Below are 20,284 nucleotides of genomic sequence, written 5' to 3'. Positions count from 1 at the left end.
ACAGGCCCGTCTCATTCTTCGGCCGTACCTCCTCCGTCCGCCCCTCGTTTCACCGCCCCTCGTCCACCGTCCCTCGTTCGACGCCCCTCGTTCGACGCCCCTCGTTCACCGGCCCTCCCCGGCCGACCGGGGCCCCGTTCGCCGGAGCCCGCCCAGCAGCAGGGCCACGCACAGCGTCCCGAGCAGCCCGGACCCGGCGACCACCAGGTGCACCGGCAGGAACTCGGCGGCCACCCCGGCCGCCGCCATCCCGGCGCCCTGGAGCGTCATCAGCCCGGTGCTCAGCAGGGTCATGGCCCGGCCGCGCAGCTCCTGCGGCAGTGCGGCCACGTACCGCTGGTCCAGCCCGAGGGTGTACGCGTGGGCCAGTCCGGCGAGCAGCAGCAGGACCAGGGTGCCGGCGAGCCCCGGCCGTACGGCGTACCCGGCGAGCGGCAGCAGGGCGACGGCGGCCAGTGGCACGGTGATCCGGGTCCGGGCCCGCGGGCCGAGTACGGACCCGGCCCAGAGCTCCCCCGCGACGGTGCCGACGGGCAGGGCGCACATCATCAGACCCAGCGCGGCCGGGCCGGCGCCGAGGCCTTCGGCGTACGGGGCCATCAGTGCCTCCGGCACGACCAGGAACAGCGGCGGCACCCAGAACAGCAGGGTGAGCGCGCGGAGCCGGCGGTCGCCGAACACCGCGCGGAACCCGGCGAAGGGCGGGGCCGGGCTCCCGCTCCCGGCCCCGCCCTTCGCCGGGTTCCGCGGCGCAGCAGCAGCGCGGACCCCGCGAACCCGGCCGCGGTCAGGGCGAGCGCAGCGCGCGGCTGGACCACGGTGAGCAGCAGCCCGCCCAGCCCGAACCCGGCCGGCAGGGCGCTCTGCGCCACCATCCGCAGCAGCGAGCGGCCCAGCACGTAGGCGTCCTGGTCGCCGAGGACGTCGGTGAGGGAAGCCGCCCGGGTGCCCTGGAAGAGGGGGGCGACCACGGCCATGAGGCAGCGGAGGCCCAGCATCGCCGCGACCGGCGTCCACGGCAGGACCATGGCGGCGGCCGCGGCGGCGCAGACCAGATCGCAGCCGACCAGCACCCGCCGGGCCGGGTACCGGTCGGCGAGCCCCGCGAGCAGGGTGCCGCCGACGGCGTAGGGCAGGAAGCCCAGGGCGAAGGTCAGCGCGCTCAGCAGCGGCGATCCGGTCAGCCGGTACACGAGCACGGTCAGGGCGATCTCGGCGACCACCACCCCGAGCACGGACACCAGGTGGGCGGCGAACACGGCCCGGAACTCCCGGACCCGGAACACGGAGCGGTAGCCGGACGCCGTGGCGGCGCCGGCAGCGGTTTCGGTCGGCATGGGACGACCCTGCCGCCGGGTCCCGGCCCGGCCCATTGATTCGTCCTGCGCCGAATCGTGTGGGCCGGGGGCTGCGGCCGGGCGGGCTGCGACGGCCGGGCGGCGGTGTCCCGCGTGTGCCCACCTCTCCCGGACTCCGTCCGGGGAGACCCCCACCCCCGAGCTCTCGGCTTCGCTCGAGCAGGGGGACCCCCATCGCCCTGCGGGACGCCTGCCCACACGGGAGGCGCCGCCCACACCGAGGGGGCGGTCAGTCCGCCAGCAGCTGCTTGCGGAGGCGGGCCAGGAGGTCCTCGTCCACGCCGAGCCGGGCGGTGGCGTAGCCGTGCACGGAGCCGTACGCCGCGGTCAGGTCCGCCAGGAAGAGCCGGATGACCTCTTCCGGCGCCCGCCCGTACGCGGGCCAGCGCAGCTCGCGGCCGGGGTGGGCGGCGTGCCAGTCGGCCACCAGCCGCGCCGTGGCCAGTTCGGTGAGGGCGAAGTCGGCGGCGATCGTGTCCTCGTCGACCCCGAGCAGGGCCAGGACCAGGGCCGCGAGCAGGCCGGTGCGGTCCTTGCCGGAGGCGCAGTGGAAGACCTGCGGGGCGTCGCCGTCGGCGATCACCTCCAGGGCTTCGCGCAGTTCGGCGGTGCCGTCGTCGGCGACCTCCGCGAACCGGTCCGCGAGGTACCGCCAGGGGTCCTGCTCCGGGTCGATCTCCGCCTGGTCGTAGGGGCGGTGCTCGATGCTGCAGTTGTGGTACGCCAGGCCGTCCGCCTCCGGGACCCGGCCCTTGGCCTCGATCTCCCAGGGGTAGCGCAGGTCGATGACGGTCCGTACGCCCAGGGCCGAGAACCGCTCGCGGTCGGCCTCCGCGCCGGGCCCGGCGAGCTTGCCGAGCGAGTCGGAGCGGTAGAGCCGCCCCCAGCGCAGGGTGCGGCCGTCACGCGTCCGATAGCCGCCCAGATCACGGAAGTTGTGCAGATTCTCGAAGTCCACATGTCGTCGCGTCACACGCGTCACCCTAAGCGCATGCCGTACCTCCACCGCCTGGGTCCCGGCGATCTCCTCCGCTGCCGCTTCGCGCTCTCGCCGCGCTGGGAGACCCAGGAAGCGGTCCGGGTGCTGCTCCGCCCCGAGCGGCACGGCTACCACCTGCCCTGGATCCGGCGCGTCCGGGAGGCGGCGCGGGGACTGGACCTCCGCCCCCTGTGGCTGCTGATGCCGGTGCGCGGGCACAACCCGGACTTCCTCTGGCCGCCGCCGGCCGGTCCGGCGGCCGGCTTCGAGGAGGAGACGGCGGCGGTCCGCCGCACCGACCCCGCGACGGCCCGGGAGGACCTGCGCCGGTCCCTGGCCTGCACCCCGGGCGCCCTGGACAGCCCCGCCGGACGGGCCATGCTCGACGATCCGGCCCGCGCCGTACACGAGTTGGCCGACCTCTCCGAAGCGGCCTGGCGGGCCCTGGTGGAACCGGAGTGGCCTCGGCTGCGCGCCCTGCTGGAGGCCGACATCGCCTTCCACTCCCGCCGCCTGGCCGCCGGCGGGCTGGCCGCCCTCTTCGACGGCCTGCACCCGGACCTGAACTGGGACGAGGCCACCGGCACCCTGACCGTCGACCGCGCGACCCGCTACGACCGCGCGCTCGACGGACAGGGCCTGGTGCTGATGCCGAGTGTCTTCGTCTGGCCGGACGTGGTGGGCGGCTTCGATCCGCCCTGGCAGCCGACCGTCGTCTATCCGGCGCGGGGCGTCGGTGCCCTGTGGACCCCGGGCGCGGAACGGGCTCCGGACGCACTGGCACGACTGCTGGGCCGGGTACGGGCGGACGTGCTGTGCGCCCTGGGGGAACCCGCCTCCACCACCGCCCTCGCCTGCCGTCTGGGCCTCGCGCCCTCGTCGGTGTCCGCGCATCTGACGGCGCTGCACGGCGCGGGCCTGCTGACCCGGCAGCGGCACGGCCGCCAGGTGCGGTACGAGCAGTCGGCGCTCGGCACCGCGCTGGCCGCCGGGGGCGCTCCGGCGGTGTCGTGACCAGCCGTCACCTGCCCGATATGTCAGGATGGCCCGGTCATGTCCGGGTCCCGGCCGGTCGGTCGGCCGAGCCGTCCCGAGGAAGCTGATGCCAGGCCGTCACCGCCCCCGTGCGTTCCTCGCCCCGGTCCTTGCCCCGGCCCTCGCCGTCCTGCTCGCCACGGCCGGCTGCACCTCGTCCGAGCCCGCCCGGTCCGGCCCACAGGCCGCGTCCGGCGCCGCGGGGGCCGAGGACGCCGGATCGCCCTTCTGGGTCGACCCGGACACCGATGCGGCCCGTCAGGTCGCCGACTGGGAGGCGCAGGGCCGCAACGGGGACGCCCAGGTCCTCCGGCGCATCTCCGACCGGCCCGCCACCCTCCAGGCCGCGGGCGGCGACCCCGGGCCGGAGGTCCGCCGGGCCGCCCGCGCCGCCGCGGCGGCCGGACAGACCCTGATCGTCACCGCCCACAACCTCCCGCACCGCGACTGCGGCCGGCGCTCGGCCGGCGGCGCCCGGGACGCCCGCGCCTATCGGGCCTGGACCACGGCCCTCGCCGCCGCCATCGGCCGCACCCGCGCCCTCGTCGTCCTCGAACCCGGCGCCGTCGCGCAGCTCGCCACCGGCTGCACCCCGCCCGACCGCCACGAGGAGCAGCTCCGCCTGCTGTCCGAGGCGGTCGGGCGGCTCAAGCGGAATCCCGCCACCCGGGTCTACCTGGACGCCGGGGACCCCGCCCGGCTCCCCGGCCCGCAGGCCGTGGCCGGCCCCCTCCTGAAGGCCGGCCTGGCGCACGCCGACGGCTTCGCCGTGAACACCGGCGGCTTCCAGTCCGACGCCACCGCCCGGGCTTACGGCTCCACGCTCTCCAAGGCCACCGGCGGCCGGCACTTCGTCATCGACACTGGCCGCAACGGCGAAGGCCCCCTCCCCGGCGACCCGGACGCGTCCTCGTGCAACCCGCCCGGCCGCGCCCTCGGCACACCGCCCACCGACCGCACGGGCGACCCGCTGGTCGACGCGTACCTGTGGATCAAGCCGCCGGGCGAGTCCGACGGCACCTGCCGCGGCGGCCCGGCGGCCGGCACCTGGTGGCCGGACTACGCCCTGGGCCTGGCCCGCCGCGCCAAGGACTGAGCGAACGCCCGCCACCCCCAGCCACCGAGACGCTCCCGCGGCTCGGCCAGTCAGGCATCAGGCATCAGGCATCAGGCATCAGGCATCAGGCATCAGGCATCAGGCATCCCATCGAGACGCAGAATGCTCGTCTCTGCAACCTCTGGAAGCACCCGGGCAACGGCCGAAAAGTCCGCGTCGTCATGCAGGACGGTCAGGCCGTGGCGGACCGCAGTCGCGCAGATGACGAGGTCCATCGCGCCCGGCCCGCGATGCTGCCCCTTCTGGGGCAACTTGTACTGAGCTGCCTCCGCCCAGCGCCACGCATCATCGGGAACCGAGGCATCCGCGAAGAGTGTGGTCAGCTCGTTCTCCATGGCGTCGCGGTCCGCCGGCCCCTGCGCCGAGTAGAGGTACTCGATCCGGGTCGGTGCGCACACCCTGATCAGACCGGCTTCCATCGGGCCGATCCATCGCGACCGGACGTCCCAGTCGCGCAGGATTCGCCAGATGCCGGAGGCATCGATCAGATAGCCGCCGATCACGCGCCGCCCCTCTGGGCGGCCTTGCGGGTCTCATAGGCGCGGATGGAAGGATCAAGTTCCCCGCTCTCCGCCCGAGCGGTCATCTTCTCCAGGGCTTCCAGCCGCTTCAGTCTCTGTACGACCTCACGCAGCGCCGTGTTGACGGTGTCCTTCTTCGTCTTGGTCCCGAGGAGTCGCATGGCATCGGCCAGAAGCTCCGGGTTGGCCTCCATGTCGGTCGCACTCACCGGCTCGCCGACGCCTGGCTCGGCACCACCCGGCACTGCCTGGGACCGCTCCCGTCCCCCGTACTCCTCGTCGTGCACCGGCGCGCCCGGCAGCTGGCAGTCCAGCGACTCGCGGTAGCGCACGCAGCCGCGGAGGAACTTCGGCCACGGCGGCACGGCCACCTCCGGCTCGACCCGCTCGGGCAACAGCCCCCACAGCCGGGGATGGTGCCAGCACAGGTCGTGCCCGGAGCCGTCCCGGTGCTCCCGGATGCCCGCGCGCAACCGGCGTACCTCGGCGGCCAGCGCATCGCGGCCCAGCGCGTCGAGGTCCACGTCCAAGTCCCCGTCCAGGTCCATGGGCGCACCGTAGCCCGGCTCCGTACGGCCGGCCGGCCGCGCCACGCGGCGCAGCACGAAGCCCCCGGCCCGAAGGGGGACCGGGGGCCGCGCGTACGGCGGATCAGCCTTCGGCGAGGTGCCGTTCGACCGTCTCGACCTTAGAGGTGATGCCGTCGGTGACGCCGGGCCGGATGTCGGCCTTGAGGATGAAGGACACCCGCGGCGCCCGCTCCTCCACCGCCGCCACCGCGCGCCGGACGACGTCCATGACCTCGTCCCACTCGCCTTCCACCGTGGTGAACATCGCGTCGGTGCGGTTCGGCAGCCCGGACTCGCGCACCACGCGGACCGCGTCGGCGACGTACTCGCCGACCTCTTCACCGACCCCGAGCGGGGTCACCGAGAAGGCGACGATCACGCGGCCGCGCCTTCCTTGCCGGCCTCCCGGCGCGCCCGGGCCGCCACCACGCTGTCGGCCTCCTCGCGCTTGAGGAGCTTGTCGCCGTACAGGCCGCCGAACGGCAGCAGCGCGAGGACGAAGAACAGCGCGACCTTCTTCACCGGCCACTTGGCCTTGTTCCACACGTCCAGCAGGAAGAGCGCGTAGAGGACGAACAGCACGCCGTGGATGATGCCGAGCGGCATCATCAGGTAGTCGACGTCCGAGATCCGGCTCAGCAGCGAGCCGAAGATCAGCAGGGCGGGGAAGGAGAGCGCCTCCGGGACGGAGATGAGGCGCAGCCGGTGCAGGGCGGAGGCGGTCTTGATGTCCACGGAGAACCTTCGGGAGGGCGGCCGGTGTCCGGACCAGTGTCCCACCCGCTTTGCACGATCTTGACCCGGGGGCCGTCCGCGGGCCGTCCCCGAACCGCCCCGGCACGCCCCTGGTGTCACTCAGGTCACAGATCCCGGACCGGTCGAGGCGTATATCGGCCAGGGGACCCTGTTCGGTGTCGCCCGCTGCCGATACCGTCTCCCCGTGGCTCAGTTCCGACTCCAAGGCAGCAAGGTGCTCGCCGTCGACCTGACCGGGGATGCCGTCAAAGCGAAGAACGGCTCCATGGTTGCGTACGACGGCCAGATGGCCTTCAAGAAGATGACCGGCGGCGGTGAGGGCCTGCGCGGCATGGTGACCCGCCGCCTGACCGGCGAACAGATGACCGTGATGGAAGTGCAGGGGCACGGCACCTGCTTCTTCGCGGACCGCGCGAGTGAGATCAATCTGGTCAATCTCCGCGGCGAGAAGCTCTACGTCGAGTCCAGCAACCTGCTGTGCACCGACGCCGGACTCCGCACCGGCACCACCTTCACCGGGCTCCGCGGCGGGGCGACCGGCAATGGCCTGTTCACGACCACCGTCGAGGGCACCGGCCAGGCCGCGATCATGTCCGACGGGCCGGCCGTGGTCCTGCGGGTGAGCGCGCAGTACCCGCTCTCCGTCGACCCGGGCGCGTACATCGCGCACACCGGCAACCTCCAGCAGCACTTCCAGTCGGGTGTGACCTTCCGCACGCTGATGGGCGAGGGCGGCGGAGAGGCGTTCCAGATCCGCTTCGAGGGCGAGGGACTCGTGTACGTCCAGCCGAGCGAGCGCAACACCATCGGCGGTGACGTCTGATGCCGTTCCGCGAGATCAACTCGAAGATGATCGAGGCCCAGGTGGTCCCGGGCCAGCGGCTCTACAGCCAGCGCGGCGCGATGCTCGCGTACCGCGGTGACGTGTCCTTCACGCCGAACCTGACCGGCGGTCAGGGCGGGGTGATGGGCATGATCGGGCGCCGCGTGGCCAATGAGCAGACCCCGCTGATGACCGTCGAGGGCAGCGGCACCGTGATGTTCGGCCACGGCGGCCACCACATCCAGGTGATCAGCCTCCAGGGCGAGACCCTCTACGTCGAGGCCGACCGCCTGCTCGCCTTCGACGGCACGCTCCAGCAGGGCACCATGTTCATGGGCTCGCAGGGCGGGGTCATGGGCATGGTCCGCGGCCAGGTCACCGGTCAGGGCCTGTTCACCACGACCCTCAAGGGCCACGGCTCGGTGGCCGTGATGGCCCACGGCGGGGTCATCGAGCTGCCGATCACCCCGCAGCGCCCGGTCCACGTCGACCCGCAGGCCTACGTCGCCCACCACGGCGAGGTGCGCAACAAGCTGTCCACGGCACTGGGCTGGCGGGACATGGTGGGCCGCGGTTCGGGCGAGGCGTTCCAGCTGGAGCTGTCCGGCCAGGGCGCGGTGTACGTACAGGCATCGGAGGAGAAGCTGTGACGTTCGGACCCCCCATGGACGGCTACGGCGCCGGCGGGTACGGAGCCGGCGCCCCCGCACCGGGCGGCTACGGGCCGGGCGCGACGATGCCCGGCGCCCCGATGCCCGCGGGCCCGGCCGGCCCGACGGTCCTCGACCCGTACGCGCTGCCCTCCGACGACAACGTCAACGCGTACACCTTCTGCGTGGAGCTCAAGGGCAGCCAGTGGTTCCTGCAGAAGGGCAAGATGATCGCCTACTACGGGCGCATCGAGTTCAACGGCATCGGCCACGGCCGCTTCGAGGGGCTGCTGCGCTCCAGTTTCCACTCGCCGCTGCACGCCGCCGACTGGGTGGTCGCCGAGGGCCAGGGCAAGATGCTGCTCGCCGACCGGGCCTTCGACGTGAACTCCTACGACCTGGAGGACGGCAACCTCACGATCCGCTCCGGGAACCTGCTGGCGTACCAGCCCTCGCTCTCCCTCAAGCAGTCGATCGTCCCGGGATTCCTGACCCTGATCGGAACCGGGAAGTTCGTGGCTGCGTCCAACGGTCCGGTGGTCTTCATGGAGCCGCCGCTGCGGGTCGACCCGCAGGCCTTGGTGGGCTGGGCCGACTGCCCGTCGCCCTGCCACCACTACGACCACGGTTACATGACCGGGGTGATGGGCGGCCTGCGGCAGCTGGCCGGGATCGGCGGGACCTCCGGCGAGGAGCACCAGTTCGAGTTCGTGGGGGCCGGGACGGTCCTGCTGCAGTCCACGGAGATGCTCATGGCGGAGCAGCCGGTGGGTACGGTCGGCGCCGAGCCGGGCGTGCCCGGACACGGGCCGTACGCCCAGGGCGGGCAGGGGCACGGTCAGCAGGGGCAGCTCGGCATTCCCCGGATGCCGGGGCAGCTGGGGGACCTCCAGCGCCGCTTCGGGCTCTGAACTCGGATCGTCCTATTTTTGTACGTAATTCAACTTCTTAGGTAGAGTTCTTTCATGGAGACGATGGAGACCGAGACGGCCACGCGCTGGCTGACCGATGCCGAGCAGTGCGCCTGGCGCACCCACCTGGACGTCAGCAGGCTGCTGATGCACCAGCTGGAAAAGGATCTCCAGCCCTTCGGACTCACCAACAACGACTACGAGATCCTCGTGAACCTCTCGGAGGCCGAGGAACACCGGATGCGGATGAGCGACCTCGCGACCGCGACGCTGCAGTCCAAGAGCCGGCTGTCCCACCAGATCACCCGCATGGAGACGGCGGGCCTGGTCCGGCGGGTGAACTGCGAGTCCGACCGGCGGGGCCTTTACGCGGTGCTGACGGACGAGGGCATGGAGACGATGCGGAAGGTCGCGCCGCACCACGTGGCGTCCGTCCGCGAGCACTTCATCGACCTGCTCACGCCGGAGGCCCTGACCGCCCTGCACGCCTCGCTGGCCCCGGTGGCGGAACACCTGCGCGGCCACCGCGGCAAGCCGTAACGCTCCCGCCGGGGGCGCCGAAAGGCCGGTGCGGGCCGGATCGCGATGGCGATCCGGCCCGCACCGGGTTTCAGGCGTTGGGGCGCTTGCCGTGGTTGGCGCTGTTCTTCTTGCGGGACCGCCGCTTGTTGCCGCGCTTGGACATGGTGCGCGCCTCCCGTATCGGGGGAAATCGGGCGTACGCCAGTCTAGGCGCAGCGCCGCCGGGCCGCCGTGTGGACAGGCGTGCCGCAGGGCGTGTGCACACGGCACACCCCCGCTCCGCCTCTGAGCGCAGCCGTGGGCGCGGCCCCCGCCGAGCGGACCCGCCCGCCCCGCAGGGCTGCGCTCAGCCCTCGGTCAGGGTGGCCAGGAGGGTGTCGGACGCCGCGTAGGGGTCCAGTTCGCCCGCCGCGACGCGGGTCGCCAGCCCGGCGAGGTGCGCGTCGCCGTGCACGTCCGCCAGCCGCGACCGCAGCGCCGTGATCGCGATCGTCTCGATCTCCCGCGCCGCACGGGCGGCCCGCCGCTCGGCCAGCACGCCCCGCTCGTCCATCCACGCCCGGTGCTTCTCCAGGGCCTCCACGACCTCGTCGACGCCCTCCGAGCGGGCCGCGACCGTCTTGATGATCGGCGGCCGCCAGTCCCCCGCCCCGCGCGCCTCGCCCAGCCCCAGCATGTGGTTCAGCTCCCGGGCCGTGGCGTCCGCGCCGTCCCGGTCCGCCTTGTTGACCACGTAGACGTCGCCGATCTCCAGGATGCCCGCCTTGGCGGCCTGGATCCCGTCGCCCATGCCGGGCGCCAGCAGCACCACGCAGGTGTCCGCCTGGGCGGCGATCTCGACCTCGGACTGGCCCACGCCCACCGTCTCGACCAGGATCACGTCGCAGCCCGCCGCGTCCAGCACCCGGATCGCCTGCGGCGCGGCCCAGGACAGGCCGCCCAGGTGGCCGCGGGTGGCCATCGAGCGGATGTACACGCCCGGGTCCGAGGCGTGGTCGGACATCCGGACCCGGTCGCCGAGCAGCGCCCCGCCCGAGAACGGCGAGGACGGGTCCACCGCCAGCACCCCGACCCGCTTCCCGGCGCGGCGGTACGCGGTCACCAGCGCCGAGGTCGAGGTGGACTTGCCGACGCCCGGCGAGCCCGTGAGGCCCACCACGTACGCCCCGCCGGTGAGCGGGGCCAGGGCCGCCATCACCTCGCGGAGCTGCGGGGACGCCCCCTCCACCAGTGAGATCAGCCGGGCGACCGCCCTCGGCCTCCCCTCACGGGCCTGTTCCACCAGCTGGGGGACGTCCACCGTCATACGTGCTGCGCTCCTCGGTTCGCGTTCGCTTTCGGGTACCGCAAGGGGGTCAGGACGCGGGCACCCGCACGATCAGCGCGTCGCCCTGCCCGCCGCCGCCGCACAGGGCGGCCGCGCCGACTCCGCCGCCACGCCGCTTCAGCTCCAGCGCCAGGTGCAGGACCACCCGGGCGCCGGACATGCCGATGGGGTGTCCCAGGGCGATCGCGCCACCGTTGACGTTCACCTTTTCCGGGGTCACGCCCAGGTCCTTCATTGACTGGACCGCGACGGCCGCGAACGCCTCGTTGATCTCGATCAGGTCCAGGTCGGCGACCTCCAGGCCCTCCTTCTTCAGGGCGTGGGCGATCGCGTTCGACGGCTGGGACTGCAGCGAGTTGTCCGGGCCGGCCACGTTGCCGTGGGCGCCGATCTCGGCGATCCACTCCAGGCCCAGCTCCTCGGCCTTGGCCTTGCTCATCACGACCACCGCGGCGGCGCCGTCGGAGATCTGCGAGGAGGTGCCTGCGGTGATCGTGCCGTCCTTGGCGAAGGCCGGGCGCAGCTTGCCCAGGGACTCCGCCGTGGTCTCCGGGCGGATGCCCTCGTCGGTGGAGAAGACCACCGGGTCGCCCTTGCGCTGCGGGATCTCGACCGGGGTGATCTCGGCCTCGAAGATCCCGTTCTTCTGCGCGGCCGCCGCACGCTGGTGCGAGAGCGCCGCGAACTCGTCCTGCGGGGCGCGCTCGATGCCGAGGCGGGCGTTGTGCTTCTCCGTGGACTCGCCCATCGCGATGCCCTCGAAGGAGTCGGTCAGGCCGTCGTAGGCCATCGCGTCGAGCATCTCCACGGCGCCGTACTTGTAGCCCTCGCGGGTCTTGGGCAGCAGGTGCGGGGCGTTGGTCATGGACTCCTGGCCGCCGGCGACCACGATGTCGAACTCTCCGGCGCGGATCAGCTGGTCGGCCAGCGCGATCGCGTCCAGGCCCGAGAGGCACACCTTGTTGATGGTCAGCGCGGGCACGTTCATGGGGATCCCGGCCTTGACCGCGGCCTGGCGGGCGGGGATCTGGCCGGCGCCGGCCTGCAGCACCTGGCCCATGATCACGTACTGCACCTGGTCACCGGAGATCCCGGCCCGGTCCAGTGCGGACTTGATGGCGAAACCGCCGAGGTCGGCACCCGAGAAGGACTTCAGCGAGCCCAGCAGCCGCCCCATGGGCGTGCGGGCCCCAGCGACGATCACTGAAGTGGTGTGGTTCGTTCCGGACATGAGGCACAGCCCCTTGGATGAGGAGTGAACGAGGGTTCACACGAATGTACTGAGCGGTACCGGTCAGCGTCACCGGGCCGTCGGTGTGATCGCGCGCACGTTGCGTAACCGGGCCCCGTGGCAGTGCACTGGACCCATGCTGACAAGAATCGACCACATCGGGATCGCCTGCTTCGACCTCGACAAGACCGTCGAGTTCTACCGTGCCACGTACGGCTTCGAGGTGTTCCACTCCGAGGTGAACGAGGAGCAGGGCGTTCGCGAGGCCATGCTCAGGATCAACGGCACCTCGGACGGCGGCGCCTCCTACATCCAGCTCCTGGAGCCGACCCGGGAGGACTCCACGGTCGCGAAGTGGCTGGCCAAGAACGGTGAGGGCGTCCACCACATCGCCTTCGGCACCGAGGACGTCACCGCCGACTCCGAGGCCATCCGCGGCAAGGGCGTCCGGGTCCTCTACGACGAGCCCCGCATCGGTTCCATGGGTTCGAAGATCACCTTCCTGCACCCCAAGGACTGCCACGGAGTCCTCACCGAGCTGGTCACTTCCCGGCCGGAGGGGTCCGAGCACCCGGAGCACTGACCTCGGCCGTATCCCCGGCCGGTAGAGTGGCCGTTGGCTCGGCCGGGGTTCGGTGCGGAGGGGGTCGGGTGCTGTGACCCCTGCCCCGGCATCTGACACCATATTTCCCCGGGGGCGCCGTTCAGCGGGCGGACGGTGCTCATTTGGGAGTGAGCTTGCGACCAGGGGACGGATGGGACCGCGCCGTGCGGGGCTACGAACGCCAGGAGAGCCATCAGGCCGAGGCCGACCATCTCTCGCGCTTCGAGGCCGAGATGGAGCGGCTGAAGAAGGAGCGTGAGAAGGCCGTCCAGCACGCCGAGGACCTGGGCTACCAGGTCGAGGTGCTGCGGGCCAAGCTCCACGAGGTGCGTCGCGCTCTCGCGTCCCGCCCCGCCTACCACGGCCAGGACATCGGCTACCAGGCCGAACAGATGCTGCGCGAGGCGCAGCTCCAGGCCGACCAGATGCGTTCCGACGCCGAGCGCGAGATGCGCGAGGCCCGGGCCCAGACCCAGCGGATCCTGCAGGAGCACGCCGAGCACCAGGCCCGCCTGCAGGCCGAACTGCACACCGAGGCCGTCAACCGCCGCCAGCGTCTGGACCAGGAGCTCAACGAGCGCCGGCAGACCGTCGAGGCGCACGTCAACGAGAACGTGGCCTGGGCCGAGCAGCTGCGGGCCCGTACGGAGTCCCAGGCGCGCCGGCTCATGGAGGAGTCCCGCGCCGAGGCCGAGCAGGCCCTGAACACGGCCCGCGCCGAGGCCGCCCGGGTCGCCGAGGAGACCCGGCGCCGGCTCGCCGAGGCCTCCGAGGCCGGCCGCGCCGAGGCCGAGGCCACCCTGCTGCGCGCCCGCAAGGAGGCCGAGCGGCTGCTGTCCGCCGCCTCCTCGCAGGCCCAGGAGGCCACCGAGCACGCCGAGCGGCTGCGCTCGGCCGCCAGCGCCGAGTCCGAGCAGACCCGGCAGCAGACCCTGGACCTGGGCCGGGTCGCCGACCAGCGGGTCCAGGAGGCCGAGGGCACGCTCCGCGAGGCCCGCGCCGAGGCCGAGAAGCTGCTCGCCGACGCCAAGGAAGCGGCCACCAAGCAGGTGGCCTCCGCCGAGTCCGTCAACGAGCAGCGCACCCGCACCGCCAAGGAGCAGGTCGCCCGGCTGGTCGCCGAGGCCACCAAGGAGGCCGAGGCGCTCAAGGCGGAGGCCGAGCAGGCGCTCGCCGACGCCCGCGCCCAGGCCGAGCGGCTGCGCACCGAGGCCGGCGAGCAGGCCCGTACGGCCGCTGCCGAGGACACCGCCGCGCAGCTCGCCAAGGCCGCCCGGACCGCCGAGGACGTACTCAACAAGGCCTCCGAGGACGCCAGGGCGACCACCCGCGCCGCCTCCGAGGAGGCCGAGCGGATCCGCCGCGAGGCGGAGGCCGAGGCCGAGCGGCTGCACGCGCAGGCCGCCGACAGCGCCGAGCAGCTCAAGGGCGCCGCCAAGGACGACACCGCCGAGTACCGGGCCAAGACCGTCGAACTCCAGGAGGAGGCACGACGGCTGCGCGGCGAGGCCGAGCAGCTGCGCGCCGAGGCCGTCGCCGAGGGCGAGCGGATCCGCGGCGAGGCCCGCCGCGAGGCAGTGGTCCAGATCGAGGAGGCGGCCAAGACCGCCGAGGAGCTGCTCAGCAAGGCCAAGGCGGACGCCGACGAGCTGCGCCGCGGCGCGGGCGCCGAGAGCGAACGGGTCCGCGCGGAGGCCATCGAGCGGGCCCAGACCCTGCGCGCCCAGGCCGAGGAGACCCTGGAGCGCACCCGGGCCGAGGCCGAGCGGCTGCGTACCGAGGCCGAGGAGGCCGCCGAGGCGCTCCGCACGGAGACCGACACCGCGCTGCGCGAGCGGCGCGAGGAGGCGGACCGGGCCCTGGCCGCCCGCCGTGCCGAGGCCGGCACCGAACTGGCCCGGCTGCAGCAGGAGGCCGAGGCGCGGCTGACCACGGCCGAGCAGACCCTGCGGGACGCCCGCGCCGCCGCCGAGACCCTCCGCCGCGAGACCACCGAGGAGTCCGACCGGCTGCGGGCGGAGTCGGCCGAGCGGATCCGCGCCCTGCAGACCCAGTCCGAGGCCGAGGCCGACCAGCTGCGCACCGACGCCGCGGAGGACGCCGGCCGGGTCCGGGCGGAGGCCGAGCAGGTCGCCGTACGGCTGACCGGTGAGGCCGAGGCCGAGGCCGAGCGGGTCCGGGCCGAGGCCCAGGACACCGCGGACCGGCTGCGCGCCGAGGCGAAGGCGGCGGCCGAGCGCGTCGCCGAGGAGGCCGCCGAGGCCCTCGCCGCCGCGCAGGACGAGGCCGCGCGCCGCCGCCGGGAGGCCGAGGAGACCCTGGCCGGTGCCCGCGACGAGGCCGACAGCGAGCGCGCCCAGGCCCGCGAGCAGAGCGAGGAGCTCCTCGCGGCGGCCCGCAAGCGCACCGAGGAGGCGCAGGCCGAGGCGACCCGGCTGGTCGAGGAGGCGGACCGGCGGGCGGCCGAGCTGGTGGCGGCCGCGGAGACCACCGCCCGCGAGGTGCGGGAGTCCGTGGCCGGGCTGCGCGAGGAGGCCGACGAGGAGATCACCGGGCTGCGCAGCGCCGCCGAGCACGCGGCCGAACGCACCCGGACCGAGGCGCAGGAGGAGGCGGACCGGCTCCGCGCCGACGCCCACGCGGAGCGGGAGCGGGCCGGCGAGGACGCCGCCCGGATCCGCACCGAGGCGAAGACGGAGACGGACGCGGCGAAGGCGCTGGCCGAGCGCACCGTCGCGGACGCCATCGCCGAGGCCGAGCAGCTGCGCACCGACACCGCCGAGTACGCGCAGCGGGTCCGTACCGAGGCCACGGACGCGCTGGCCGCGGCCGAGCGGGACGCGGCCCGGACCCGGGCGGACGCCCGGGAGGACGCCAACCGCATCCGCAGCGACGCCGCCGTCTCCCTGGAGGAGTCCCGCGCGGAGGGCCTGCGGATCACCGCCGAGGCGACCGCTGAGGCGGAGCGCCTGATCGAGGAGACTCGTACCGCCAACGAGGACACGGTCGGCGAGGCCGCCGCCGAGGCGGAGCGGATCACCGCCGAGGCCCGGGAGGCCGCCGAGGCCACCCGGACCGAGGCCGCCGGCACCCTGGACGAGGCACGCGCGGAGGCCAACCGGCTGCGCACCGAGGCCGCCGAGCAGGCCGACCGGCTCATCACCGAGGCCGCCACGGAGGCGGAGCGGCTGGTCGAGGAGACCCGCAGCGCCAACGAGGCCACGGTCGGCGAGGCCGCGGCGGAGGCCGAGCGGCTCACCACCGAGGCGGCCGCGCTCCTGGCGGGTGCCCGCACGGAGGCCGAGGCGCTCACCGCGAAGGCGGCCGAGACCCTCTCCGGCGCCGAGCGGGACGGCGCGCGCACGCTGGACGAGGCGCGCGCCGAGGGCGAGCGCCTGATCGCCGAGACCCGCGCGGCCAACGACCGTACGGTCGGCGAGGCGACCGAGCGGGCCGAGGCCCTCAAGGCCGTCGCCGAGCGGATCCTGGACGACGCCCGCACCGAGGGCGGCCGGATCATCGGCGAGGCCACCGCCGAGGCCGAGCGGGTCACCGCCGCGGCCGCGGAGACGCTCTCCGCCGCCGAGCGGGAGTCCGAGCAGACCCTGGACGAGGCGCGGGCCGAGGGCAACCGGCTGCGCACCGAGGCCGCCGAGCAGGCCGACCGGCTCATCGCCGAGGCCGCCTCGGAGGCGGAGAAGCTCACCGAGCTCACCCGCAAGGACAACGAGCGCACCGTCGGCGAGGCCGCCGCGGAGGCGGAGCGGCTGCGCGCCGAGGCGTCCGAGGCGCTGTCCTCGGCGCAGGAGCACGCCACCCGCACCCGGTCGGAGGCCGAGCGGGTCAAGGCGGAGGCCGCCGCCGACGCCGAGCGGACCCGCAACGAGGCCCGCGAGGAGTCCGAGCGGCTGCTCGACGACGCCCGGGAGGCGGCGAACAAGCGCCGTACCGAGGCCGCCGAGCAGGTCGACCGGCTCATCTCGGAGACGGCCGCCGAGGCGGAAAAGCTCGCCGCCGAGGCGCAGAAGCAGGCGCTCGCCGCGACCACCGCGGCCGAGGAGCAGGCGGACGCCATGGTGGACGCGGCCCGCAAGGAAGCGGCCCGGATCACCTCGGAGGCCACTGTCGAGGGCAACCTGACGGTGGAGAAGGCCCGGACGGACGCCGACGAGCTGCTGGTCGGCGCGCGCACGGACGCGGCCGCCATAAGGGAGCGGGCGGAGGAGCTGCGCGGCCGGGTCGAGTCCGAGGTGGAGGAGCTCCACGAGCGGGCCCGCCGGGAGACGGCGGAGCAGATGAAGTCGGCCGGCGAGCGGGTCGACAAGCTGGTGAAGGCCGCCACCGAGCAGAGCGCCGAAGCCGAGGCGAAGGCCAAGGAGCTGGTTTCGGACGCCAGCAGCGAGGCCTCGAAGGTGCGCATCGCCGCGGTGCGCAAGGCCGAACAGCTGCTGAAGGAAGCCGAGCAGAAGAAGGCCGACCTGTCGCGGGAGGCCGAGGACGTCCTGGAGCGGGCCAAGGCCGAGGCCGAACGCCTGGTCGAGGAGGGCCGGCGGGAACTCGACGTTCTTGTCCGCCGCCGCGAGGACATTCAGGCGGAGATCTCCCGTGTCCAGGATGTGCTTGAGGCGTTGGAATCATTCGAGGCGCCTTCAGGTGGCGGAAAGTCATCGGTCGGCAGCCAGGGCTCCGGTGGAGTGAAGGCGGGAGCGACAGCAGGCTCCACTCGTTCGGGTGGAAAGTCGTCAGAGGGGTAGCGAACTGACACTGAGGTGTGCTCCTGATGGGACTTCAGGCGAACGGCGGACAAGCATTCCGTCGCCTTGCCACTCAAAAGGGGTGTCATTGTCCAGATCAAACTGGGATTGACTCGATGACACGCCGCTCCGGCGCCTAGGATTCCCCTCAACACCTCACGTAGCACCTCATCGGTCTCATTCGACAGGAACCCCATGAGCGACACTTCCTCCCCCTTCGGCTTCGAGCTCGTGCGGCGTGGTTACGACCGCGGTCAGGTGGACGACCGCATTACCAAGCTCGTCGCCGACCGTGACAGCGCCCTGTCCCGCATCAACTCCCTGGAAAAGCGCATCGAGGAGCTGCACCTCGAAACGCAGAACGCCCAGGCCCAGGTCAACGACGCGGAGCCGTCGTACGCCGGTCTCGGCGCCCGGGTCGAGAAGATCCTGCGGCTCGCCGAGGAGGAGGCGAAGGACCTGCGCGAGGAGGCCCGCCGCGCGGCCGAGCAGCACCGCGAGCTGGCCGAGTCCGCCGCCCAGCAGGTCCGCAACGACGCCGAGTCCTTCGCTTCCGAGCGCAAGGCCAAGGCCGAGGACGAGGGCGTCCGGATCGTCGAGAAGGCCAAGGGCGACGCGCAGCAGCTGCGCGCCGAGGCCACCAAGGACGCCCAGTCCAAGCGCGAGGAAGCCGACGCGCTCTTCGAGGAGACCCGCGCCAAGGCCGCCCAGGCCGCCGCGGACTTCGAGACCAACCTGGCCAAGCGCCGCGAGCAGTCCGAGCGCGACCTGGCCTCCCGCCAGGCCAAGGCGGAGAAGCGCCTCGCCGAGATCGAGCACCGGGCCGAGCAGCTGCGCCTGGAGGCCGAGAAGCTGCGTACGGACGCCGAGCGCCGGGCCCGCCAGACGGTGGAGACCGCGCAGCGCCAGGCCGAGGACATCGTGGCCGACGCCAACGCCAAGGCCGACCGCATCCGCAGCGAATCGGAGCGTGAGCTGGCGGCCCTCACCAACCGCCGCGACTCCATCAACGCGCAGCTGACCAACGTCCGCGAGATGCTCGCGACGCTGACCGGTGCCGCCGTCGCCGCCGCCACCCCGGTCATCGACGACGAGCCCGTCAGCCGCGGCGTGCCGGCCCAGCAGACCCGCTGACACACGGGCAACAGCCCACTCGCGCCCGACTGGTACCCCCCTCCTGTACTCGCCGGTAGCGAACACCCCGTGCCCGAAGGCCCCACGCCCCCTTTCCCATTGGCGTTGGGCCTTCGGCCGTTCTAGTGTCAGGCGCATGATCGAGCTCGAGGGCCTCACGAAACGATTCGGCAGCAAGACTGCCGTCAACAGCCTCAGCTTCCAGGTCAAACCGGGGGTGGTCACCGGCTTCCTCGGCCCCAATGGGGCCGGCAAATCCACGACCATGCGCATGATGCTCGACCTCGACAACCCGACCAGTGGCACGGTCCGGATCGACGGCAAGCACTACCGGGACCTCAAGGAGCCGCTGAAGCACATCGGAGCACTGCTGGACGCCAAAGCGATGCACGGCGGCCGCAGCGCGTACAACAACCTGCTCTGCCTCGCCCAGTCCAACAATGTCCCGGAGAGCCGGGTCGGCGAGGTGCTTGACCTGGTCGGACTGACGGCCGTGGCCAAGAAGAAGTCGAAGGGATTCTCCCTGGGCATGGGCCAGCGCCTCGGCATCGCCGCCGCGCTGCTCGGCAACCCCGAGATCCTCATGTTCGACGAACCCGTCAACGGCCTGGACCCGGAGGGAATTCTCTGGATCCGCAATCTCATGAAGGGTCTTGCGGCCGAAGGGCGGACGATCTTCGTTTCGTCCCACCTGATGAGCGAAATGGCACTGACGGCCGACCATTTGATCGTCATCGGACAGGGAAAGCTGCTGGCCGACACGTCGATGACGGATTTCATCCACGAGAACTCGCGGAGCTACGTACGGCTTCGCTCCCCGCAGCAGGAAGAGCTCAAGGACGCCTTCCACGAGGCCGGTATCACCGCCGTCCCCACTCCCGTTGACGGCGCCTTGGAAATCGACGGGGTAACGGCGGAGCAGATCGGCGAGCTGGCCGCGCGCCACGGGATCGTGCTGCACGAACTCAGCCCGCAGCGGGCATCACTGGAGGAAGCGTTCATGCGCATGACGGCGAACGCGGTCGAATACCACGCGCACGCCCCCGGAGCCCCGGGGATCCCGGCGCCCGGTATGGCCGCGGACAACCCGGCCCGGCCGGCCGACGTTCCCGCGTGGGGCGCCGGCGCCCCGGCCGCGCCGAAGGGCGGTGAGTGAGCATGGCCTTCTCCGCCGTCCTCCGCTCCGAGTGGACCAAGATCCGCACGGTGGCCTCCACCAGCTGGACCCTCGCCCTCGTCTTCCTCGTCACCGTGGGCTTCTCCGCGCTGTTCGGCGCCACGGCCGACCCGGAGTCGATCGAGGGCTTCGACCCGACCGCGATGAGCTTCAGCTCGATGCAGTTCGGGCAGCTGTCGATGATCGTCTTCGGTGTGATGGTCGTGAGCACCGAGTACAGCACGGGCATGATCCGCACCTCGCTCGCCGCGGTACCGAACCGCACCCGTTTCCTGCTCGGCAAGATGGCCGTGGCGACGGGCCTGGCCCTGGCCGTCGCCATGCTGACCAGCTTCGTGTCGTTCTTCCTCACCCAGGCGCTGCTGGGCGACGCCGGCATCGGCATCGGTGAGGAGAACGTCCTGCGCGCCGTGGTCGGCGCCGGCCTGTACATGGCGCTGCTCGGCCTGTTCTGCATGGGCGTGGCCGCCATGCTGCGCAGCTCGATCGCCGCCATCAGCATCCTGATCCCGTTCTTCCTGATCCTCTCGAACGTCCTCGCGGGCTTCGAGGCCACCCGGCCCGTCGGCCAGTACCTGCCCAGCAACGCCGGGTCGCGGATCATGCTGGTCGTACCGGAGGCCTTCGGCAGTGCCGAGACCCCCTACGGCCCCTGGGGCGGCCTCGGGATCATGGTGCTGTGGGTCGCCGCCGCCGTGATCGGAGGACTGCTGGTCCTGAAGAAGCGCGACGCCTGAACCGCTCCGGCTCCGGGCCGGTCTCAGGGGTGGCTCAGGGCTACCTCAGGGATCCGGCCCGGGACGGAACCGAACGGCA

General features: G+C 72.9%; 19 protein-coding genes and 1 pseudogene. 11 read left to right on the top strand and 9 right to left on the bottom strand.

The genetic code is table 11. The features are described from left to right. Positions 1-105: 105 nt before the first annotated feature. Both AC067U_RS34115 and AC067U_RS34110 read right to left on the bottom strand, forming a co-directional pair. Positions 106-1,337 (bottom strand): annotated as a pseudogene (locus AC067U_RS34115) (MFS transporter); the annotation flags it as partial. A 250-nt stretch (positions 1,338-1,587) separates the two neighbouring features. Next, complete coding sequence (locus tag AC067U_RS34110; RefSeq protein ID WP_478833709.1) at positions 1,588-2,331, bottom strand: tyrosine-protein phosphatase; 744 nt, start codon at positions 2,329-2,331, stop codon at positions 1,588-1,590. An 18-nt stretch (positions 2,332-2,349) separates the two neighbouring features. Here AC067U_RS34110 and AC067U_RS34105 point away from each other — a divergent pair, with 18 nt between their 5' ends. Together AC067U_RS34105 and AC067U_RS34100 are read left to right on the top strand one after the other, a co-directional pair. Beyond that, positions 2,350-3,351: an ArsR/SmtB family transcription factor gene (locus AC067U_RS34105; protein ID WP_478833708.1), complete on the top strand. Its 1,002-nt coding sequence runs from the start codon at positions 2,350-2,352 to the stop codon at positions 3,349-3,351. A gap of 88 nt (positions 3,352-3,439) precedes the next feature. Next, the gene (locus tag AC067U_RS34100) at positions 3,440-4,468 is read left to right on the top strand and encodes a glycoside hydrolase family 6 protein (RefSeq protein ID WP_478833707.1); all 1,029 of its coding nucleotides are present in this window, start codon (positions 3,440-3,442) and stop codon (positions 4,466-4,468) included. Positions 4,469-4,560: 92 nt separating this feature from the next. On the opposite strand, the gene AC067U_RS34095 is transcribed toward AC067U_RS34100, so the two are convergent. The 4 genes from AC067U_RS34095 to AC067U_RS34080 all read right to left on the bottom strand — a co-directional run bounded on the left by AC067U_RS34095 (position 4,561) and on the right by AC067U_RS34080 (position 6,314). Then, on the bottom strand, positions 4,561-4,992 hold the full coding sequence (locus tag AC067U_RS34095; protein WP_478833706.1) for a PIN domain-containing protein: 432 nt from the start codon (positions 4,990-4,992) through the stop codon (positions 4,561-4,563). After that, positions 4,989-5,558: a type II toxin-antitoxin system VapB family antitoxin gene (locus tag AC067U_RS34090; protein WP_478833705.1), complete on the bottom strand. Its 570-nt coding sequence runs from the start codon at positions 5,556-5,558 to the stop codon at positions 4,989-4,991. The genes AC067U_RS34095 and AC067U_RS34090 overlap by 4 nt, the downstream gene beginning before the upstream one ends. A gap of 103 nt (positions 5,559-5,661) precedes the next feature. Continuing rightward, positions 5,662-5,958, bottom strand: a complete 297-nt coding sequence (locus AC067U_RS34085; protein WP_125816333.1) for an MTH1187 family thiamine-binding protein — start codon at positions 5,956-5,958, stop codon at positions 5,662-5,664. Continuing rightward, a complete protein-coding gene (locus AC067U_RS34080; protein WP_478833704.1) occupies positions 5,955-6,314 on the bottom strand; it encodes a DUF3817 domain-containing protein in 360 nt (119 codons plus the stop codon). Before AC067U_RS34080 ends, AC067U_RS34085 begins: the two co-directional genes overlap by 4 nt. A 205-nt stretch (positions 6,315-6,519) precedes the next feature. Between AC067U_RS34080 and AC067U_RS34075 the strand changes: the two genes are divergently transcribed. From AC067U_RS34075 to AC067U_RS34060, 4 genes are all read left to right on the top strand, one after another. After that, positions 6,520-7,158 (top strand): AIM24 family protein, encoded by a 639-nt coding sequence (locus AC067U_RS34075; RefSeq protein WP_478833703.1) that lies wholly within the window; start codon positions 6,520-6,522, stop codon positions 7,156-7,158. Next, a complete protein-coding gene (locus AC067U_RS34070; protein ID WP_478833702.1) occupies positions 7,158-7,808 on the top strand; it encodes an AIM24 family protein in 651 nt (216 codons plus the stop codon). Before AC067U_RS34075 ends, AC067U_RS34070 begins: the two co-directional genes overlap by 1 nt. 101 nt (positions 7,809-7,909) lie before the next feature. Beyond that, a complete protein-coding gene (locus AC067U_RS34065) occupies positions 7,910-8,719 on the top strand; it encodes an AIM24 family protein (protein ID WP_478833771.1) in 810 nt (269 codons plus the stop codon). A 63-nt stretch (positions 8,720-8,782) separates the two neighbouring features. Continuing rightward, complete coding sequence (locus AC067U_RS34060) at positions 8,783-9,259, top strand: MarR family winged helix-turn-helix transcriptional regulator (protein ID WP_478833770.1); 477 nt, start codon at positions 8,783-8,785, stop codon at positions 9,257-9,259. Between the two features lie 70 nt (positions 9,260-9,329). On the opposite strand, the gene AC067U_RS34055 is transcribed toward AC067U_RS34060, so the two are convergent. The 3 genes from AC067U_RS34055 to AC067U_RS34045 all read right to left on the bottom strand — a co-directional run bounded on the left by AC067U_RS34055 (position 9,330) and on the right by AC067U_RS34045 (position 11,799). Continuing rightward, a complete protein-coding gene (locus tag AC067U_RS34055) occupies positions 9,330-9,404 on the bottom strand; it encodes a 50S ribosomal protein bL37 (protein ID WP_478833769.1) in 75 nt (24 codons plus the stop codon). A 183-nt stretch (positions 9,405-9,587) separates the two neighbouring features. Continuing rightward, complete coding sequence (meaB, locus tag AC067U_RS34050) at positions 9,588-10,547, bottom strand: methylmalonyl Co-A mutase-associated GTPase MeaB (protein WP_478833701.1); 960 nt, start codon at positions 10,545-10,547, stop codon at positions 9,588-9,590. Positions 10,548-10,596: 49 nt separating this feature from the next. Beyond that, on the bottom strand, positions 10,597-11,799 hold the full coding sequence (locus AC067U_RS34045) for an acetyl-CoA C-acetyltransferase (RefSeq protein WP_478833700.1): 1,203 nt from the start codon (positions 11,797-11,799) through the stop codon (positions 10,597-10,599). Positions 11,800-11,935: 136 nt separating this feature from the next. Here AC067U_RS34045 and mce point away from each other — a divergent pair, with 136 nt between their 5' ends. The 5 genes from mce (at position 11,936) to AC067U_RS34020 (ending at position 20,205) form a co-directional block, all read left to right on the top strand. Next, positions 11,936-12,382, top strand: coding sequence for a methylmalonyl-CoA epimerase (mce, locus tag AC067U_RS34040; protein WP_478833699.1), 447 nt, complete (start codon positions 11,936-11,938; stop codon positions 12,380-12,382). A gap of 185 nt (positions 12,383-12,567) precedes the next feature. Beyond that, on the top strand, positions 12,568-17,157 hold the full coding sequence (gene scy / locus AC067U_RS34035) for a polarized growth protein Scy (protein ID WP_478833768.1): 4,590 nt from the start codon (positions 12,568-12,570) through the stop codon (positions 17,155-17,157). A gap of 195 nt (positions 17,158-17,352) precedes the next feature. Further along, positions 17,353-18,291 carry a cellulose-binding protein gene (locus AC067U_RS34030; protein WP_478833698.1) on the top strand — a complete coding sequence of 313 codons (939 nt, stop codon included), beginning with the start codon at positions 17,353-17,355 and terminating at the stop codon, positions 18,289-18,291. 136 nt (positions 18,292-18,427) lie between these two features. Beyond that, on the top strand, positions 18,428-19,447 hold the full coding sequence (locus tag AC067U_RS34025) for an ABC transporter ATP-binding protein (RefSeq protein ID WP_478833697.1): 1,020 nt from the start codon (positions 18,428-18,430) through the stop codon (positions 19,445-19,447). A gap of 2 nt (positions 19,448-19,449) precedes the next feature. After that, on the top strand, positions 19,450-20,205 hold the full coding sequence (locus AC067U_RS34020; RefSeq protein ID WP_478833696.1) for an ABC transporter permease: 756 nt from the start codon (positions 19,450-19,452) through the stop codon (positions 20,203-20,205). Positions 20,206-20,284 lie beyond the last annotated feature (79 nt).

It is taken from the genome of Streptomyces sp. NPDC043853 (assembly GCF_056436025.1).
This window is presented reverse-complemented; position numbering and strand designations above follow the sequence as displayed.

Bases quoted from the DNA above. Each gene is read 5' to 3' on its own strand.
- AC067U_RS34025 (WP_478833697.1), top strand. From the start codon at position 18,428: ATGATCGAGCTCGAGGGCCTCACGAAACGATTCGGCAGCAAGACTGCC.
- mce (WP_478833699.1), top strand. From the start codon at position 11,936: ATGCTGACAAGAATCGACCACATCGGGATCGCCTGCTTCGACCTCGAC.
- AC067U_RS34065 (WP_478833771.1), top strand. From the start codon at position 7,910: ATGCCCGCGGGCCCGGCCGGCCCGACGGTCCTCGACCCGTACGCGCTG.
- AC067U_RS34090 (WP_478833705.1), bottom strand. From the start codon at position 5,558: ATGGACCTGGACGGGGACTTGGACGTGGACCTCGACGCGCTGGGCCGC.
- AC067U_RS34070 (WP_478833702.1), top strand. From the start codon at position 7,158: ATGCCGTTCCGCGAGATCAACTCGAAGATGATCGAGGCCCAGGTGGTC.
- AC067U_RS34045 (WP_478833700.1), bottom strand. From the start codon at position 11,799: ATGTCCGGAACGAACCACACCACTTCAGTGATCGTCGCTGGGGCCCGC.
- AC067U_RS34105 (WP_478833708.1), top strand. From the start codon at position 2,350: ATGCCGTACCTCCACCGCCTGGGTCCCGGCGATCTCCTCCGCTGCCGC.
- AC067U_RS34100 (WP_478833707.1), top strand. From the start codon at position 3,440: ATGCCAGGCCGTCACCGCCCCCGTGCGTTCCTCGCCCCGGTCCTTGCC.
- AC067U_RS34060 (WP_478833770.1), top strand. From the start codon at position 8,783: ATGGAGACCGAGACGGCCACGCGCTGGCTGACCGATGCCGAGCAGTGC.
- meaB (WP_478833701.1), bottom strand. From the start codon at position 10,547: ATGACGGTGGACGTCCCCCAGCTGGTGGAACAGGCCCGTGAGGGGAGG.
- AC067U_RS34030 (WP_478833698.1), top strand. From the start codon at position 17,353: ATGAGCGACACTTCCTCCCCCTTCGGCTTCGAGCTCGTGCGGCGTGGT.
- AC067U_RS34020 (WP_478833696.1), top strand. From the start codon at position 19,450: ATGGCCTTCTCCGCCGTCCTCCGCTCCGAGTGGACCAAGATCCGCACG.